We start from the raw sequence: 18,164 nt of genomic DNA on the forward strand, positions 1-18,164 counted from the left end.
CTCCTCTCAAATTAATTGTTAACCCCGATCTCTCTTTCACGGATGACAGTTTTCATACGAGCGATTCCTTTGCGGACTTGGCTGATACGAGCAGTGTTCTCAAGTTGGCCAGTCGCAAGTTGGAAGCGAAGGTTGAATAGCTCTTCTTTAAGGGTCTTTACTTTTTGTTCAATTTCGGCAGTGGTTAGGTCACGAATTTCATTAGTTTTCATTGGATTCACCACCAATTTCTTCTCGTTTTACAAACTTGCATTTGATTGGAAGCTTGTGTGCTGCAAGACGAAGTGCTTCACGAGCAACCTCTTCAGATACACCAGCAATTTCGAACAAGATTTTCCCAGGTTTCACGACTGCTACCCAGCCTTCAGGAGCACCTTTACCGGAACCCATCCGTACTTCTAGAGGTTTTGCAGTGTAAGGCTTATGAGGGAAGATTTTAATCCAAACTTTACCGCCACGTTTCATGTAACGAGTCATAGCGATACGAGCGGATTCGATTTGGCGGTTTGTGATCCATGAAGCTTCAGTAGCTTGAAGACCGTATTCACCGAATGCTACTTCCTGACCGCCTTTTGCGCGACCACGCATTTTACCACGGTGTTCGCGGCGATGTTTAACGCGTTTAGGTAATAACATAATTATTTGCCTCCTTCCTCAGATTTCTTCTTTGTCGGAAGAACTTCTCCACGGTAGATCCATACTTTGACACCAAGTTTACCGTAAGTTGTGTCAGCTTCTGCATGAGCATAGTCGATGTCAGCACGAAGTGTATGAAGTGGAACAGTACCTTCACTGTAGTGTTCAGCACGAGCGATATCAGCTCCGCCAAGACGGCCAGATACTTGAGTTTTGATTCCTTTAGCGCCAGCACGCATTGCACGTTGGATCGTTTGCTTTTGAGCACGACGGAAAGAAACACGGTTTTCAAGTTGACGAGCGATGTTTTCAGCGACTAGTTTCGCATCAACGTCTGCACGTTTGATTTCAACGATATTGATGTGTACACGTTTAGCAGTAAGCTCGTTAAGTGCTTTACGAAGAGCTTCAACTTCAGTACCACCTTTACCGATAACCATACCTGGTTTAGCCGTATGAATTGTAATGTTGATTCGGTTTGCAGCGCGTTCAATTTCTACTTTAGAAACAGAAGCGTCTACTAAGCGTTTAGCAATATATTCACGGACTTTGATGTCTTCGTGTAATAGATTAGCGTAATCTTTATCTGCGTACCATTTAGATTCCCAATCACGAATTACACCGACACGGAGTCCGACCGGATGTACTTTTTGACCCACAGCTTATCCCTCCTTCTTTTCTGATACTACAAGTGTAATGTGACTTGTACGTTTGTTGATTTGGCTTGCACGACCCATCGCACGAGGACGGAAACGTTTAAGCGTTGGTCCTTCATTTACATAAGCCTCAGTTACTACAAGGCTGTTGATGTCCATGTCATAGTTATGCTCTGCGTTTGCGATAGCAGATTTAAGTACTTTCTCGATTACTGGTGAAGCTGCCTTAGGCGTGTGATTAAGAATCGCAACTGCTTCTCCAACTTGCTTACCTCGGATTAGATCAACGACTAAACGTACTTTACGAGGAGCAATACGTACTGTTCTTGCAACAGCTTTTGCTTGCATTAGGATACCCTCCCCTCAATTTTAGCGTCTTGTTTTCTTATCGTCACTACCGTGACCTTTGTAAGTACGTGATGGCGCGAATTCGCCAAGCTTGTGACCTACCATGTCTTCAGTGACGTATACAGGTACATGTTTACGACCATCGTAAACTGCGATAGTGTGACCGATGAATGCTGGGAAAATCGTTGAACGACGAGACCAAGTTTTAACAACTTGTTTGCCTTCAGTTTCGTTCAATTTTTCGATCTTGTTAATCAAATGATCATCAACAAAAGGTCCTTTTTTTAAGCTACGACCCATGGTTGAACCTCCCTTCGTGATTGGTCTACGGCTCTTTGATCGAACCGTAGTACAATCCCGTTATTTTTTGCGGCTACGCACGATAAATTTATCAGATTTATTGTTTTTCTTACGTGTTTTGTATCCAAGAGTCGGTTTGCCCCAAGGAGACATTGGTGATTTACGTCCGATAGGAGCGCGTCCTTCACCACCACCGTGTGGGTGATCATTAGGGTTCATTACAGAACCACGGACAGTTGGGCGCTTGCCTAACCAGCGTGAACGACCGGCTTTACCGATGTTGATCAATTCGTGTTGTTCATTTCCAACTTGACCTACAGTAGCACGACAAGCAGAAAGGATCATGCGAGTTTCACCAGAGTTCAAACGAACAAGTACGTATTTGCCTTCTTTACCAAGAACTTGTGCAGAAGTACCTGCAGAACGTACAAGCTGACCGCCTTTACCAGGTTTAAGCTCGATGTTGTGTACGATTGTACCAACAGGGATGTTGATTAGTGGAAGTGCGTTACCCACTTTGATATCTGCTTCAGATCCAGACATTACTTCCATACCTACAACCAAAGTTTTAGGAGCCAGGATGTAACGCTTTTCACCATCAGCGTAGTTGATTAGTGCAATGTTTGCAGAGCGGTTTGGATCGTATTCGATCGTAGCAACGCGTCCAGGTATACCATCTTTTTCACGTTTGAAGTCGATGATACGGTATTGACGCTTGTGACCGCCGCCTTGATGACGAACTGTTAACTTACCTTGGTTGTTACGACCACCCTTTTTGTGCAGGGGCGCTAGAAGTGATTTTTCGGGAGAATCAGTAGTGATCTCTGCGAAATCAGAGCTAGTCATGCCGCGACGACCATTAGAGGTAGGTTTATACTTTTTAATCGCCATGTTTTTTCCCTCCTCTTCTTAATTGAATGAATTATACTTCAAAGAATTCGATTTCGTTGCTTTGAGTTGTAAGTTTAACGACAGCTTTACGACGCTTGTTAGTGTAACCAGCGTGTTTACCCATACGCTTGAACTTACCTTTGTAGTTCATGATGTTGACTTTATCTACTTTCACATCGAAGATTTCTTCGACAGCGTATTTTACTTGAGTTTTAGTCGCTCTAGTATCTACTTCGAAAGTATATTTTTTTTCAGACATAAGATCAGTTGAAGCCTCTGTAATTACGGGGCGCTTAATGATATCACGTGCATCCATTATGCGAGCACCTCCTCTACTTTTTCAACAGCTGATTTAGTCATCACTAGTTTGTCATGTCCCAATACGTCTAGAACGCTGATTCCAGAAGCAGTAACAACTGTTACTCCAGGGATGTTACGAGCTGAAAGTGCTACGTTTTCGTCAAGACCATCAGTCACTACCAATGTTTTGGCGTTGATTGAAAGACCTTTCAGTACGTTTGCAAATTCTTTCGTTTTTGGTGCATCGAATGACAATGCTTCCAATACTAGGATGTTTTCTTCTACCACTTTAGTAGAAAGAGCAGATTTAATCGCTAAGCGACGAACCTTCTTAGGAAGTTTGTAGCTGTAGCTGCGTGGAACCGGTCCAAATACGGCACCACCACCGCGCCATTGTGGAGAACGGATTGACCCTTGACGAGCACGACCTGTTCCTTTTTGACGCCAAGGCTTACGACCACCGCCACGTACTTCAGAACGATTTTTAACTTTGTGATTACCTTGACGTAAAGAAGCTCTTTGCATCAAGACTGCTTCAAACAATACTTGTTTGTTTGGTTCGATACCAAATACTGATTCGTTAAGTTCGATATCACCAACTTTAGAACCGCTTTGGTTAAATAATGCTACTTTCGGCATTCTTGTTTCCTCCTTTCTTAGAAAGTTCTATTAGTTTGCTTTTACAGCAGATTTTACTTTGATCAATTGTTTCTTAGGTCCAGGTACATTACCTTTCACTAGAAGCAAGTTGCGCTCAGCATCTACTTTTACGATTTCAAGGTTTTGAATCGTGATTTGTTCTCCACCCATACGTCCTGGTAGCAATTTACCTTTGAATACGCGGTTTGGATCAACTGGACCCATTGAACCTGGGCGACGGTGATAACGGCTACCGTGGGACATTGGTCCACGAGATTGGTTATGACGCTTGATCGCACCTTGGAATCCTTTACCTTTTGAAACTCCTGTTACATCCACTACATCTCCTGCAGCGAAAATATCAACTTTGACTTCCTGACCAACTTCGTACTCTTCTACGTTTACACCGCGGATTTCACGGATGAAGCGCTTAGGAGCAGTTTCAGCTTTAGCAACGTGGCCCTTTTCCGGCTTGTTGGAAAGCTTTTCGCGTTTGTCTTCAAAACCTACTTGGATCGCTTCATAGCCATCAACTTCGATAGATTTTTTTTGAAGAACAACGTTTTGAGCTGCCTCGATTACCGTTACAGGGATAAGATCACCGTTCTCAGCGAAAACTTGAGTCATACCGATCTTTCTTCCTAAGATTCCTTTGGTCATTAGTCACACCTCCTGTGATTATGTGTTTTATGTTTTAAAGTTTGATTTCGATATCTACACCAGACGGTAAGTCCAAACGCATAAGCGCATCAACTGTTTGTGGTGTTGGGTTTACAATGTCGATTAAGCGTTTGTGTGTACGCATTTCGAATTGCTCACGAGAGTCCTTGTATTTATGCACAGCACGAAGAATTGTGTAAATAGACTTCTCTGTTGGAAGTGGGATCGGTCCTGAAACCGCCGCACCAGAACGTTTTGCTGTTTCAACAATCTTCTCAGCTGATTGATCAAGAATCCTGTGATCATAAGCCTTCAAACGGATACGAATCTTTTGTTTTGCCATTATTTTCCCTCCTTTTTCGCCTATTTTTAAATAGACATTCTCCACAGAAATTTCCCACACACTCGCCATGGCAAAGCGGCCGGGTGTGTCAGCAACCTTCTGTTTCATCGCAGTCAAAGACCAACATTGTCTATTATAACTAAAATACCCACGGAATGCAAGGGTTTCTTGCAACTTCTATAGGTTTTGCACACTTTCTCTATTATACAAACGATTCATGATGTTTTCAAGTCCGCACGGTATTTTCACAATATTTAAAGTAGAGATCCATCTTCCTTTTATATAGTTGATCCATCCGCATCTAGATCATCCACACTGTTATATAGAAGAAACTCATATGCTGAATGAGCATTCTGCTTAAAGACAAAATAAAAAGCCAGATGGAGGATATCCATCTGGCTTAAAAGTGAATCAATTATTTTTGGATTGAAGCTACAACGCCAGCTCCAACTGTACGTCCACCCTCACGGATAGAGAACTTAGTACCTTCTTCGATCGCGATTGGCGCGATTAGCTCAACAGTCATTTCGATGTTGTCGCCAGGCATAACCATTTCTACGCCTTCAGGAAGATTACAGATACCAGTTACGTCAGTTGTACGGAAGTAGAACTGTGGGCGGTAGTTAGTGAAGAATGGAGTGTGACGTCCACCTTCTTCTTTTGAAAGAACATAAACTTCAGCTTTGAAGTTAGTGTGTGGAGTGATTGTACCTGGTTTAGCAAGTACTTGACCACGTTGGATGTCTTCACGTGCTACACCACGAAGAAGCGCACCGATGTTGTCACCAGCTTCAGCATAGTCAAGAAGCTTACGGAACATTTCAACACCTGTTACAGTAGTCTTTTTGTTCTCTTCAGCAATACCGATGATTTCAACTTCGTCACCGACTTTAACTTGTCCACGCTCAACACGACCAGTAGCAACTGTACCACGACCAGTGATTGAGAATACGTCCTCAACTGGCATCATGAATGGTTTTTCAGTGTCACGCTCTGGAGTTGGGATGTAAGAATCTACAGCTTCCATAAGTTCGAAGATTTTAGCTTCCCACTCAGCATCTCCTTCAAGAGCTTTAAGTGCAGAACCTTTGATTACTGGAATGTCATCACCAGGGAAGTCATACTCAGAAAGAAGGTCACGAACTTCCATTTCAACTAGTTCAAGAAGTTCTTCGTCATCTACCATGTCACATTTGTTCATGAATACAACAAGGTAAGGTACACCTACTTGACGAGAAAGAAGGATGTGCTCACGAGTTTGTGGCATTGGGCCATCAGCAGCAGATACTACTAGGATCCCACCATCCATTTGAGCAGCACCAGTGATCATGTTTTTAACATAGTCAGCATGTCCTGGGCAGTCAACGTGTGCATAGTGACGAGTATCAGTTTCGTACTCAACGTGTGCTGTAGAGATTGTGATTCCACGTTCTCTTTCTTCTGGAGCACCATCGATTTGGTCATAAGCCATTGCAGTTCCACGACCATACTTCTTGTGAAGAGTAGTTGTGATTGCAGCAGTTAGAGTTGTTTTACCATGGTCAACGTGACCGATTGTACCGATATTCGCATGTTGCTTGGAACGATCAAATTTTTCCTTACCCATTTGAAAATCCTCCTTTAATTTGAAAGAAAATTGGTTTATTCATTTAGTCCAGAAGTGGATGACTCCACTTCCGGGACAAGTAAAGCTTACAATTGTATTTATACTTTATTGAAAAGAATAAATCAATTATTCGCCTTTATTTTTTTTGATGATCTCTTCAGAGATTGACTTAGGTACTTCTTCGTAGTGGTCGAAGTGCATAGAGTATGTTCCGCGCCCTTGTGTATTAGAACGTAGGGACGTTGCATAACCAAACATTTCTGATAGAGGTACGAACGCTTTAACGACTTGAGCGTTACCACGTGCTTCCATACCTTCTACGCGTCCACGACGGGAAGTAACGTCACCCATGATATCTCCAAGGTATTCCTCAGGGATAACAACCTCTACCTTCATCATTGGCTCAAGGATGACTGGCTTACATTTAGAAGCCGCATTCTTAAGGGCCATTGAAGCGGCGATTTTGAACGCCATTTCAGAGGAGTCAACGTCATGGTATGATCCGTCGAATAGTTTCGCTTTAACATCAACCAATGGGAATCCAGCAAGTACTCCGTTATCAAGAGCGTCTTCAAGACCAGCTTGAACAGCAGGGATGTATTCACGTGGAACAACACCACCGACGATTCCGTTCTCGAATTCGAAACCTTTACCTTCTTCGTTAGGTGCAAACTCGATCCAAACGTGTCCGAATTGACCGCGTCCACCAGATTGACGTGCGAACTTACCTTCAACGCGCGCTGTATCGCGGAACGTTTCACGGTAAGATACTTGAGGAGCTCCTACGTTTGCTTCTACTTTGAACTCGCGACGCATACGGTCAACGATGATGTCCAAGTGAAGCTCACCCATACCGGCGATGATTACTTGTCCAGTTTCCTGGTCAGTATGCGCACGGAAGGTCGGATCTTCCTCTTGAAGTTTTTGAAGTGCAGTAGTCATCTTATCCTGGTCAGCCTTTGACTTAGGCTCAACAGATAGTGAGATAACCGGTTCTGGGAATACCATGGATTCGAGGATAACAAGGCTCTTCTCATCACATAGTGTGTCACCAGTACTAGTATCTTTAAGACCAACTGCAGCTGCGATATCTCCAGCATATACTTTTGAAATTTCTTCACGGCTGTTCGCATGCATTTGCAGGATACGTCCTACACGCTCACGCTTGCCTTTAGAAGAGTTTCGTACGTATGAACCTGACTCAAGGACACCAGAGTATACGCGGAAGAAAGTAAGCTTACCAACATAAGGGTCGGTTGCTACTTTGAACGCTAGTGCTGAGAATGGTGCTTCGTCGCTTGATGGACGAGTCACTTCTTCTTCAGTATCTGGAACGAAACCTTTGATGTCAGCAACGTCAGTAGGAGCTGGGAGGTAATCGATAACGGCGTCAATCAACAATTGAACACCTTTGTTTTTGAAGGCAGATCCGCAGACAACCGGATAGAATTCAACAGTTAGCGTAGCGTTACGGATCGCTGTTTTCAATTCTTCGTTTGTCAGTTCTTCACCTTCAAGGTATTTCATCATGAGCTCTTCATCAAGTTCAGATACCGCTTCAATCAACTTGGCACGGTATTCGTCAGCTTGATCTTTGTACTCATCAGGAATTTCACGGTCTTCAGCGCGAGTTCCAAGATCATCTTCGTAGTAGTAAGCTTTCATTTCTACTAAGTCGATGATACCTTCAAAGTCATCTTCAGCTCCGATTGGAAGCTGGATAGGATGAGCATTCGCACCAAGGCGATCATGAAGTGTTCCTACAGAGTAAATGAAGTCAGCACCGATTTTATCCATCTTGTTGACGAATACTACACGAGGAACCCCGTAAGTAGTAGCTTGGCGCCAAACTGTTTCAGTTTGAGGCTCAACACCAGATTGAGCATCAAGTACCGCTACAGCACCATCAAGTACACGAAGTGAACGCTCAACTTCAACAGTGAAGTCTACGTGTCCCGGTGTATCGATGATGTTGATACGATGGCCTTTCCATTGAGCTGTTGTCGCAGCAGAGGTGATCGTGATTCCACGCTCTTGCTCCTGCTCCATCCAGTCCATTTGAGAAGCACCTTCGTGAGTTTCTCCAATCTTATGGATACGACCAGTATAGAATAGGATACGCTCAGTAGCAGTTGTTTTACCGGCATCGATGTGAGCCATGATACCGATATTACGAGTGTTTTCTAAGGAGAACTCTCTTGCCATGTGGTCTTTCTCCTTCCTAATATAAAAATTAATGTGTTGGTCGGATTACCAGCGATAGTGAGCAAACGCTTTGTTCGCTTCAGCCATCTTATGTGTATCTTCACGCTTCTTAACAGAAGCACCAGTGTTGTTCGCTGCATCAAGAATTTCGTTAGCTAGACGCTCTTCCATCGTTTTCTCACCGCGAGAACGGGAATAGTTTACTAACCAGCGAAGTCCTAGAGTCGTACGACGCTCCGGACGAACCTCAACAGGAACTTGGTAGTTTGAACCACCTACACGACGAGCTTTCACTTCCAATACCGGCATGATATTTTTCAAAGCTGCATCGAATACTTCCATTGCATCTTTACCGCTGCGTTCTGCGATTAGATCAAACGCTGCGTATAGTTTCTTTTGTGCTTTACCGCGCTTACCGTCGATCATGATTTTGTTGATCAGACGAGTAACCAATTTAGAATTGTAAATCGGATCAGGTAAAACGTCTCTTTTTGCTACAGGGCCTTTACGTGGCATGGGATTTCCTCCTTTCAACGAGAAATGAATATGGTAGTTTTATTATTTTTTAGCTTTAGGGCGCTTAGTTCCGTATTTAGAACGTCCTTGCATACGACCGTCAACACCAGCTGTATCAAGAGCACCACGTACGATGTGATAACGTACCCCTGGTAAATCTTTTACACGTCCTCCACGGATAAGCACGACACTGTGCTCTTGAAGGTTGTGTCCGATACCAGGAATGTAAGCAGTAACCTCGATTCCGTTAGTCAAGCGAACACGTGCATATTTACGCAATGCGGAGTTCGGTTTTTTCGGAGTCATTGTACCAACACGAGTACATACACCACGTTTTTGTGGAGAAGACAAGTTAGTGTGCACTTTTTTGAAGCTGTTGTAGCCTTTGTTAAGTGCTGGTGATTTTGATTTTGTTGATTTAGACTGACGAGGTTTGCGAACTAATTGGTTAATAGTAGGCATTATGTTTTCCTCCCTTCTTATTTGGTAAGCCCACACATCCAGGTGGATCATTTTTGGGTAAAAGTAAAGCCTTTGCAGATCATCTCTACAAAAACTATTTTACTGTATTATCGCAACAGCTGCCGCCCCGACATCTATCCCGCACGATTTACCGAGTTTCTTCATCGAATCAACTTTGGTATAGGGTACGTTCAGATCGATTGCGGTCTGCAAAACGTTCGCGGTCACTTTCGGATCAGCATCTTCCGCTATGACTACTTCGGTTACCTGACCGGCTTTCAGAGCTTTCACTGCTTGCTTTGTTCCTACAATAACGTCTTTCGCCTGCGATACTTTTTCATAAGACATATCATATCCTCCAAAGTACAGGTTATTAATAGGAGCAACCTTGAATATATTATCATCTTCATATTCTAATGTCAACATCAGAACAAAAGATTTATAAAAGCCGACTCCCGGACGATGCGTCCGGGAGTCAGCTCCAAATCAATTAGTCGACAGTGACCGTCTCTTCAGAGATTTCTTCAGATAGGACCTGTTCGGCTCTGCGGTAACGCTGCATGCCTGTTCCGGCTGGAACCAACTTACCGATGATGACATTTTCCTTCAATCCAAGGAGCTCATCGCGCTTACCTTTGATTGCGGCGTCTGTCAACACGCGGGTTGTTTCCTGGAACGAAGCTGCTGACAAGAAGGAATCCGTTTCAAGGGAAGCCTTCGTGATTCCAAGTAGGACAGGGCGTCCGGTCGCAGGTGTATCGCCTTTAAGCAATGCACTTTCGTTCGCGTCCCTGAACTGATGGATGTCCATGAGTGTTCCCGGAAGTACTTCCGTTTCACCGGCATCGATGACACGTACTTTACGGAGCATTTGTCGCACCATGACTTCAACGTGCTTATCTCCGATTTCAACCCCTTGCATACGGTAAACTTTCTGTACCTCACGCAATAGGTATTCCTGTACGGCACCGACGTCGCGCACTTTGAGAAGTTCCTTCGGATCGATGGAACCTTCTGTGATCTCTTGACCACGCAGCACCCGGTCATTCACTGCGAATTTCAGGCGGGCCGTGTAAGGAGCTGTGTAGTTCCTTGACTCGACATCACCTTGTACAGTGATTTCATATTGACGATCTTTTCCTTCTGTAATGGACGTGATGACACCGTCCATTTCAGAAATGACCGCTTGACCTTTAGGGTTACGCGCTTCGAAGATTTCCTGGATACGTGGAAGACCTTGTGTGATATCGTCTCCTGCAACCCCACCGGTATGGAATGTACGCATTGTAAGCTGCGTTCCTGGTTCCCCGATGGATTGAGCGGCGATGATACCGACTGCTTCCCCGACTTCAACTTTTTGACCGGTTGCAAGGTTCGTACCGTAACATTTTTCACATACACCGTGACGGGTGTTACATGTGAAGGCAGAACGGATGGACACATGCTCGATACCTGCATCAACAATGGTTTTAGCCAGATCTTCGGTGATCAATTGATTTTCGTTCACAAGGATTTCATCTGTCTCAGGATGACGAAGTGTCTTACGTGAGTAACGACCGAGCAGACGCTCTTCAAGAGGTTCGATGATCTCTGTACCCTCTTTGATGGAGCCGACAAGGAGTCCCCTGTCTGTGCCACAGTCTTCTTCACGTACGATGACATCTTGTGCCACGTCAACCAGACGACGGGTCAGGTAACCTGAGTCGGCTGTTTTCAGGGCTGTATCGGCAAGACCTTTACGCGCACCGTGAGTGGAGATGAAGTATTCAAGTACCGTCAGACCTTCACGGAAACTTGATTTGATCGGCAATTCGATGATACGTCCAGCCGGGTTGGCCATGAGTCCGCGCATACCGGCAAGCTGAGTGAAGTTAGATGCGTTACCACGGGCACCAGAGTCACTCATCATGAAGATCGGGTTGCGTTTGTCCAACGTAGCCATCAATTTACCTTGAATGGTATCTTTAGCGGCACTCCAGATGGAGATGACGCGATCATATCTTTCCTCTTCGGTAATGAGACCGCGTTTGAATTGTTTCAAGACGTTATCCACTTTACCTTGAGCTTCAATCAGGATTTCCTCTTTTTCAGCAAGTACGACGATATCGGCGATACCGACCGTGATCCCTGCTTTAGTAGAGAATTTGAATCCGAGGTCCTTCATCTTATCAAGCATGCGTGAAGTTTCAGTGATGGCAAACTTCTTGAATACTTCAGCGATGATGTTTCCAAGGAATCCTTTTTTGAATGGATTGATCAATTCGCGCTCTTTGAACAGTGCTGGCACATCAGTTCCTGGGTTGACGAAGTATTTCTCCGGTGTTGCCACCTCGAGGTTCGTTTTCGTCGGTTCATTGATGAACGGGAATGTGTCAGGCAGGATTTCATTGAAGATTACCTTACCGACTGTTGTAACGAGCAGCTGTTTATTTTGTTGATCTGTGAACGTTTGGTTGTTGAGAGTTCCAGCATGGATCGCGATACGGGTATGAAGATGAGCAAAACCATTTTGGTATGCTAGCAATACTTCATTGGCATCATTGAAGATCATACCTTCACCTACAGCATCTTCACGCTCCAGGGTTAGATAATAGTTACCTAGTACCATATCCTGTGATGGTGTAACGACTGGCTTACCATCTTTCGGGTTCAGGATGTTCTGGGCAGCAAGCATGAGCATGCGCGCTTCTGCTTGTGCTTCAGAAGATAGTGGTACGTGGACCGCCATTTGGTCACCATCGAAGTCGGCGTTGTACGCAGTACATACGAGTGGGTGAAGACGGATCGCTCTACCTTCGACAAGGGTCGGTTCGAACGCTTGGATACCAAGTCGGTGAAGGGTAGGTGCACGGTTCAGAAGGACCGGATGCTCCTTGATGACGCCTTCTAGTACATCCCATACTTCAGGTTGTACGCGTTCGATCTTGCGTTTCGCACTCTTGATGTTGTGAGCAAGTCCACGCTCGACGAGTTCTTTCATGACGAAAGGCTTGAAGAGTTCAAGGGCCATCTCTTTCGGGAGACCACATTGGTACATTTTCAAGTTCGGTCCTACGACGATTACGGAACGGCCAGAGTAGTCAACACGCTTACCAAGAAGGTTTTGACGGAAACGTCCTTGCTTCCCTTTCAACATGTGAGAGAGGGATTTCAATGGACGGTTACCTGGTCCTGTTACCGGACGTCCGCGACGACCATTATCGATCAATGCATCGACTGCTTCTTGAAGCATACGCTTTTCGTTTTGAACGATGATGCTTGGAGCACCAAGGTCCAACAAGCGCTTCAGACGGTTGTTCCGGTTGATGACACGACGGTATAGATCATTGAGGTCGGATGTCGCAAAACGTCCACCGTCAAGCTGTACCATCGGGCGAAGTTCCGGTGGGATGACAGGAAGGACATCAAGGATCATCCAATCCGGATCATTCCCAGAACTCCTGAAGGATTCAACCACTTCAAGGCGTTTGATCGCACGTGTGCGGCGTTGCCCTTGTGCAGTCTTCAGTTCTTCTTTAAGGAAATCGGCTTCTTTATCAAGATCAAGATCTTGAAGAAGTTTTTTGATTGCTTCGGCACCCATGGCTGCATGGAATTTGACGCCGTATTTTTCACGGTATGCACGGTACTCTTTTTCAGAAAGCAATTGCTTCTTCTCAAGAGCCGTATCTCCCGGTTCTGTTACAACATAGGAAGCGAAGTAAATAACTTCTTCCAACGCCCTTGGGGACATGTCGAGGACAAGACCCATACGGCTTGGGATTCCTTTGAAGTACCAGATGTGTGATACAGGGGCAGCTAGTTCAATGTGACCCATGCGCTCACGGCGCACTTTCGCTTTAGTGACTTCGACGCCACAGCGGTCACATACTACACCTTTATAACGGACGCGCTTGTATTTTCCGCAGTGACATTCCCAGTCCTTTGTAGGACCGAAGATACGCTCACAGAACAAACCGTCTTTTTCTGGTTTAAGTGTACGATAGTTGATCGTTTCAGGTTTTTTAACCTCCCCGAAAGACCACGAACGGATCTTATCGGGGGAAGCTAAACCAATCTTCATATATTCGAAATTATTCACATCTAGCAAGGGGCCTACCTCCCTTTTAATCTACAGGCTCTAACCCTTATTGCTCAAAATTTATTCTTTGGACCCTACTGTCTCGGACTGTTTTTCATTGGAGATGTTGAGTGTATCGGCTTGCTGGCCTTCCTCTTCATCTTCAAGATCGCGCATTTCGATCTCTTCTTCTGTGCTTGATAGCATTTTGACATCCATGCCCAGACTTTGAAGCTCTTTGATCAGAACCTTGAATGATTCTGGAACTCCCGGTTCAGGGACATTTTCACCTTTGACGATGGCTTCATATGTTTTCACACGACCGACCACGTCATCCGATTTAACGGTAAGGATTTCTTGTAGCGTGTATGCAGCACCGTAAGCTTCAAGTGCCCATACCTCCATCTCACCGAAACGTTGCCCACCGAATTGTGCTTTACCACCAAGCGGTTGCTGGGTAACAAGTGAGTAAGGACCAGTTGAACGGGCATGCAGTTTATCGTCGACCATGTGAGCCAGCTTGATCATATACATGATTCCGACTGATACACGGTTATCGAACGGTTCACCTGTGCGGCCGTCGTAGAGGACCGTCTTGGCATCACGTGCCATTCCGGCTTCTTCGATTGTAGCCCACACATCTTCCTCGCGTGCTCCATCGAATACTGGAGAAGCAACGTGGATGCCCAGGTATCTTGCTGCCATACCAAGGTGAAGCTCAAGCACCTGTCCGATATTCATACGTGATGGTACCCCTAGAGGGTTAAGCATGATATCGATCGGAGTTCCGTCAGGCAGGAACGGCATATCTTCTTCCGGAAGGATCCGGGAGATAACCCCTTTGTTACCGTGACGACCGGCCATTTTATCCCCTTCAGAAATCTTACGTTTCTGAACGATGTAAACGCGGACCAGCTGGTTCACTCCTGGTGGCAGTTCGTCTCCATCTTCACGATTGAAGACTTTCACGTCAAGGATGATTCCGCCACCGCCGTGTGGTACACGGAGGGAAGTATCACGGACTTCACGTGCCTTCTCACCGAAGATGGCATGTAGAAGACGTTCTTCTGCTGTAAGCTCGGTCACACCTTTAGGCGTTACCTTACCGACTAGTAGGTCCCCGTCTTTCACTTCAGCACCGATACGGATGATTCCGCGCTCGTCAAGGTTGCGCAGTGCATCTTCCCCGACGTTCGGGATATCGCGTGTAATTTCTTCAGGTCCCAATTTCGTATCACGGGACTCTGATTCATATTCCTCGATATGAATGGATGTATACACATCGTCTTTTACAAGACGTTCGCTCATGATGATGGCATCTTCATAGTTGTAACCATCCCAAGTCATGAAGCCGACCATAACGTTTCGTCCAAGGGCCAATTCACCCTTCTCCATGGAAGGTCCATCAGCAAGGATTTCTCCTTTGACTACGCGGTCCCCTTCAGAGACGATCGGACGTTGGTTATAACAAGTTCCTTGATTGGAACGGATGAATTTTTGCATGCGGTACTTATCGAGGTCACCTTGTACTTCTTGACCGTCGATTTCTTTCACGCGGCGAACCCAAACCTGTTTCGCCTCGACTTTCTCTACGATCCCTTCATGCTTACAGATCACGGCAGCACCTGAGTCTTTGGCAGATACGTGTTCCATACCTGTTCCGACGATCGGTGATTCCGGATTCATAAGAGGTACCGCTTGACGCTGCATGTTCGCTCCCATCAGGGCACGGTTGGAGTCATCGTTCTCAAGGAACGGGATACATGCTGTCGCCGCTGAAACAACCTGTTTCGGAGATACGTCCATGTAGTCAAGACGTTCACGCTTGATGACCGTATTCTCACCGCGGAAACGGGAGATGACTTCTTCATCAAGGAATGAACCATCTTCGTCAAGGCGCGCATTGGCCTGTGCGACTACATAGTTATCTTCCTCATCGGCAGTCAAGTAATCGATGCGATCGGTCACTTTGCCTGTTTCAGGGTCGACACGACGGTAAGGTGTTTCGATAAAGCCGAATTTATTCACTTTCGCAAATGATGAAAGTGAGTTGATCAGTCCGATATTCGGACCCTCCGGCGTTTCGATCGGACACATACGCCCATAGTGGGAATAGTGAACGTCACGTACTTCAAAGCCTGCACGTTCACGGGTCAAACCACCAGGCCCGAGGGCAGAAAGACGACGTTTATGCGTCAATTCACCAAGAGGGTTCGTTTGGTCCATGAACTGGGAAAGCTGAGAGCTACCGAAGAACTCTTTAATGGATGCAATAACAGGGCGGATGTTGATCAGCTGTTGAGGCGTGATCGTATTCGTATCCTGGATTGACATCCTTTCGCGAACCACACGCTCCATACGGGAAAGACCGATACGGAACTGGTTCTGAAGCAATTCACCAACTGAACGAAGGCGACGGTTACCGAGGTGATCGATATCATCCGTCAATCCCACTCCGTGAAGAAGGTTGAAGAAATACGAGATGGAAGAAATGATATCTGCCGGTGTGATGTATTTAATCTCTTCTTCTACGTAAGCGTTACTCGTTACAGTGATTTCGTGCTCCCCTTCATCGTTCGGAGAATAAATCTTCACCGATTGAAGAAGGATATCATCATCAAGCACACCGCCATTTTGCTGGTACGTCTTGAAACCGATGCCTTCTTCAAGATAAGGAATGATCTTATCAAGGGCACGGCGGTCAAGGACTGTTCCTTTTTCAGCCAGGATTTCACCTGTTTCCGGATCTGCAAGAGTTTCGGCCAGGGTCTGGTTGAACAAACGGTTTTTGATATGAAGCTTTTTATTCATTTTATAGCGCCCAACGTTCGCTAAGTCATAGCGCTTAGGATCGAAGAAACGTGAAACGAGAAGGCTTTTCGCATTCTCTACTGTTGGCGGCTCTCCAGGACGGAGGCGCTCATAGATTTCGAGCAATGCTTTGTCGATGCCTTCTGTATTGTCTTTTTCAAGCGTGTTACGGATGTACTCGTTGTCACCGATCAGATCGATGATTTCTTGATCAGAGCCAAACCCAAGGGCACGTAAAAGAACCGTTACCGGCAGTTTGCGAGTTCTGTCAATTCGCACATATACTACATCTTTCGCATCTGTCTCATACTCAAGCCAAGCTCCGCGGTTTGGTATAACGGTAGCAGTGAACCCTTTCTTCCCGTTCTTATCTACTTTTCCACTGAAGTAGACACTAGGAGAACGGACGAGCTGAGAAACGATAACACGTTCCGCACCATTGATGACGAATGTACCTGTGTCGGTCATCAGTGGGAAATCACCCATAAATACGTCTTGATCCTTTACTTCTCCAGTTTCCTTATTAACAAGACGGACTTTCACCCTTAACGGAGCAGAGTATGTTACATCCCTCTCCTTTGATTCTTCCACCGAGTACTTTGGATCTCCAAGGCTGTAATCAATGAATTCCAAAGAAAGATTACCAGTAAAGTCCTCAATCGGAGAAATGTCGCGGAACATCTCTCTTAACCCCTCATCAAGAAACCATTGATACGAGGAAGTTTGAATTTCGATTAGATTCGGTAATTCTAAAACTTCACTGATACGCGCAAAACTTCTGCGTTGGCGGTGTCGTCCATACTGAACTAGTTGACCTGTCAACTGATTCACCCCTCAAATCAAGCGTTTTGGTTGTTCTATATGTCTTTGTGCAGTCATGCAAGTCTGCATAAGACAAAAAGAAAAAGGGTTTTAATGATAAAACCTCATTTTCATATGACGAACTATTATTTTATAATCTTTTCCAAATTATGCTCCAAGTATACATATAGGCATAATACCGGAAAATAATATTTTTGCATTTTATAATGTTATCATAGCAGAAATGCTACGTCAACGAATTTCTTTCACAGATCTCAGGATGTAGTACCCCTTCTTCTTCACGACCACTTCCACATTGGAAAATAACTCTTCCATTTTCTCCATGGCCGATGGCGCGCCCTGCTTCTTCTGGATCACGACCCATAGCTCGCCGTTTTCCGTCAGATGCTCTGCACTTTCTGTGAAAATCGCATGAACCGTTTCTTTACCTGCCCTTATCGGGGGATTGGTCAAGATCGCAGAGAACTTCTTCTCTTCTACTTGGTCAAATCGATCACTTCGGTAGATTTCCACATTTCCGATTCCATTGGCCTTGGCATTTTCAGATGCAAGAGAAAGCGCCCTTTCATTTACATCGATCATATGGACTTTCCTTTCGGGGAACTCTTTTGCAAGAGACAGCCCGATCGGACCATAGCCGCAACCCACATCAAGGACAGGACCTTCTACTCCGGCCGGTTCGAATGCATCGATCAGCACGCGGGAGCCGAAATCGACTTCTTTCTTCGAAAAGACACCATGGTCGGTTTTGAACCGGAATGAGTGACCGCGAAGATCGAAGGTGAAGTGCTGGGGATCACTCCCGACTTCAGGATTTTGTGAATAATAGTGGTTTGTCACTGAAATCATCTCCTCTGATCTGCCTGACATATCGGGTCATGCAGGAATCCACCTGTGAGCACACGCCAC

18 protein-coding genes are annotated in these 18,164 nt (G+C 45.3%); all 18 read right to left on the reverse strand.

Features of this window, described 5'->3' with window-relative positions; genetic code table 11:
* Positions 1-11: 11 nt before the first annotated feature.
* On the reverse strand, positions 12-212 hold the full coding sequence (gene rpmC / locus ABJ225_RS21005) for a 50S ribosomal protein L29 (RefSeq protein ID WP_048007616.1): 201 nt from the start codon (positions 210-212) through the stop codon (positions 12-14).
* Positions 202-636: a 50S ribosomal protein L16 gene (gene rplP / locus ABJ225_RS21010; protein ID WP_053429949.1), complete on the reverse strand. Its 435-nt coding sequence runs from the start codon at positions 634-636 to the stop codon at positions 202-204. The genes rpmC and rplP overlap by 11 nt, the downstream gene beginning before the upstream one ends.
* Before the next feature lie 2 nt (positions 637-638).
* Entirely contained in the window at positions 639-1,295 is a 657-nt protein-coding gene (rpsC, locus tag ABJ225_RS21015; protein WP_048007614.1) for a 30S ribosomal protein S3, read from the reverse strand.
* A 3-nt stretch (positions 1,296-1,298) separates the two neighbouring features.
* Entirely contained in the window at positions 1,299-1,640 is a 342-nt protein-coding gene (rplV, locus tag ABJ225_RS21020; protein WP_048007613.1) for a 50S ribosomal protein L22, read from the reverse strand.
* A gap of 21 nt (positions 1,641-1,661) precedes the next feature.
* Positions 1,662-1,940 (reverse strand): 30S ribosomal protein S19, encoded by a 279-nt coding sequence (gene rpsS, locus ABJ225_RS21025; RefSeq protein ID WP_048007612.1) that lies wholly within the window; start codon positions 1,938-1,940, stop codon positions 1,662-1,664.
* 60 nt (positions 1,941-2,000) lie between these two features.
* Entirely contained in the window at positions 2,001-2,831 is an 831-nt protein-coding gene (rplB, locus tag ABJ225_RS21030; protein WP_053429950.1) for a 50S ribosomal protein L2, read from the reverse strand.
* Between the two features lie 31 nt (positions 2,832-2,862).
* Entirely contained in the window at positions 2,863-3,147 is a 285-nt protein-coding gene (gene rplW, locus ABJ225_RS21035) for a 50S ribosomal protein L23 (RefSeq protein WP_347321529.1), read from the reverse strand.
* Positions 3,147-3,770 (reverse strand): 50S ribosomal protein L4, encoded by a 624-nt coding sequence (rplD, locus tag ABJ225_RS21040; protein ID WP_053429951.1) that lies wholly within the window; start codon positions 3,768-3,770, stop codon positions 3,147-3,149. The genes rplW and rplD overlap by 1 nt, the downstream gene beginning before the upstream one ends.
* Positions 3,771-3,800: 30 nt before the next feature.
* Positions 3,801-4,430, reverse strand: coding sequence for a 50S ribosomal protein L3 (rplC, locus tag ABJ225_RS21045; RefSeq protein WP_048007608.1), 630 nt, complete (start codon positions 4,428-4,430; stop codon positions 3,801-3,803).
* Between the two features lie 34 nt (positions 4,431-4,464).
* Complete coding sequence (gene rpsJ, locus ABJ225_RS21050) at positions 4,465-4,773, reverse strand: 30S ribosomal protein S10 (RefSeq protein WP_034676072.1); 309 nt, start codon at positions 4,771-4,773, stop codon at positions 4,465-4,467.
* Between the two features lie 415 nt (positions 4,774-5,188).
* The gene (gene tuf, locus ABJ225_RS21055) at positions 5,189-6,379 is read right to left on the reverse strand and encodes an elongation factor Tu (protein WP_053429952.1); all 1,191 of its coding nucleotides are present in this window, start codon (positions 6,377-6,379) and stop codon (positions 5,189-5,191) included.
* 126 nt (positions 6,380-6,505) lie between these two features.
* Complete coding sequence (fusA, locus tag ABJ225_RS21060; protein WP_053429953.1) at positions 6,506-8,584, reverse strand: elongation factor G; 2,079 nt, start codon at positions 8,582-8,584, stop codon at positions 6,506-6,508.
* A 45-nt stretch (positions 8,585-8,629) separates the two neighbouring features.
* Entirely contained in the window at positions 8,630-9,100 is a 471-nt protein-coding gene (gene rpsG, locus ABJ225_RS21065) for a 30S ribosomal protein S7 (protein ID WP_048007605.1), read from the reverse strand.
* A 42-nt stretch (positions 9,101-9,142) separates the two neighbouring features.
* A complete protein-coding gene (rpsL, locus tag ABJ225_RS21070) occupies positions 9,143-9,562 on the reverse strand; it encodes a 30S ribosomal protein S12 (protein ID WP_048007604.1) in 420 nt (139 codons plus the stop codon).
* 99 nt (positions 9,563-9,661) lie between these two features.
* Positions 9,662-9,910, reverse strand: a complete 249-nt coding sequence (locus tag ABJ225_RS21075; protein ID WP_053429954.1) for a 50S ribosomal protein L7ae-like protein — start codon at positions 9,908-9,910, stop codon at positions 9,662-9,664.
* Positions 9,911-10,052: 142 nt separating this feature from the next.
* Complete coding sequence (gene rpoC / locus ABJ225_RS21080; RefSeq protein ID WP_053429955.1) at positions 10,053-13,652, reverse strand: DNA-directed RNA polymerase subunit beta'; 3,600 nt, start codon at positions 13,650-13,652, stop codon at positions 10,053-10,055.
* Positions 13,653-13,703: 51 nt separating this feature from the next.
* Positions 13,704-17,255 (reverse strand): DNA-directed RNA polymerase subunit beta, encoded by a 3,552-nt coding sequence (gene rpoB, locus ABJ225_RS21085; protein WP_053429956.1) that lies wholly within the window; start codon positions 17,253-17,255, stop codon positions 13,704-13,706.
* A 231-nt stretch (positions 17,256-17,486) separates the two neighbouring features.
* A complete protein-coding gene (locus ABJ225_RS21090; RefSeq protein WP_053429957.1) occupies positions 17,487-18,095 on the reverse strand; it encodes a class I SAM-dependent methyltransferase in 609 nt (202 codons plus the stop codon).
* Positions 18,096-18,164 lie beyond the last annotated feature (69 nt).

The organism is Rossellomorea sp. RS05, assembly GCF_039822645.1.
In the GTDB taxonomy this organism is placed as follows: Bacteria; Bacillota; Bacilli; order Bacillales; family Bacillaceae_B; genus Rossellomorea; species Rossellomorea marisflavi_B.

What these genes read in the sequence shown, in the direction of transcription:
- rplC (WP_048007608.1), bottom strand. Translation starts at nt 4,430, where the DNA reads ATGACCAAAGGAATCTTAGGAAGAAAGATCGGTATGACTCAAGTTTTC.
- rpsG (WP_048007605.1), bottom strand. Translation starts at nt 9,100, where the DNA reads ATGCCACGTAAAGGCCCTGTAGCAAAAAGAGACGTTTTACCTGATCCG.
- ABJ225_RS21075 (WP_053429954.1), bottom strand. Translation starts at nt 9,910, where the DNA reads ATGTCTTATGAAAAAGTATCGCAGGCGAAAGACGTTATTGTAGGAACA.
- rpmC (WP_048007616.1), bottom strand. Translation starts at nt 212, where the DNA reads ATGAAAACTAATGAAATTCGTGACCTAACCACTGCCGAAATTGAACAA.
- rpsL (WP_048007604.1), bottom strand. Translation starts at nt 9,562, where the DNA reads ATGCCTACTATTAACCAATTAGTTCGCAAACCTCGTCAGTCTAAATCA.
- fusA (WP_053429953.1), bottom strand. Translation starts at nt 8,584, where the DNA reads ATGGCAAGAGAGTTCTCCTTAGAAAACACTCGTAATATCGGTATCATG.
- rplD (WP_053429951.1), bottom strand. Translation starts at nt 3,770, where the DNA reads ATGCCGAAAGTAGCATTATTTAACCAAAGCGGTTCTAAAGTTGGTGAT.
- rpsJ (WP_034676072.1), bottom strand. Translation starts at nt 4,773, where the DNA reads ATGGCAAAACAAAAGATTCGTATCCGTTTGAAGGCTTATGATCACAGG.
- rplW (WP_347321529.1), bottom strand. Translation starts at nt 3,147, where the DNA reads ATGGATGCACGTGATATCATTAAGCGCCCCGTAATTACAGAGGCTTCA.
- rpsS (WP_048007612.1), bottom strand. Translation starts at nt 1,940, where the DNA reads ATGGGTCGTAGCTTAAAAAAAGGACCTTTTGTTGATGATCATTTGATT.
- tuf (WP_053429952.1), bottom strand. Translation starts at nt 6,379, where the DNA reads ATGGGTAAGGAAAAATTTGATCGTTCCAAGCAACATGCGAATATCGGT.
- rplB (WP_053429950.1), bottom strand. Translation starts at nt 2,831, where the DNA reads ATGGCGATTAAAAAGTATAAACCTACCTCTAATGGTCGTCGCGGCATG.
- rplV (WP_048007613.1), bottom strand. Translation starts at nt 1,640, where the DNA reads ATGCAAGCAAAAGCTGTTGCAAGAACAGTACGTATTGCTCCTCGTAAA.
- rplP (WP_053429949.1), bottom strand. Translation starts at nt 636, where the DNA reads ATGTTATTACCTAAACGCGTTAAACATCGCCGCGAACACCGTGGTAAA.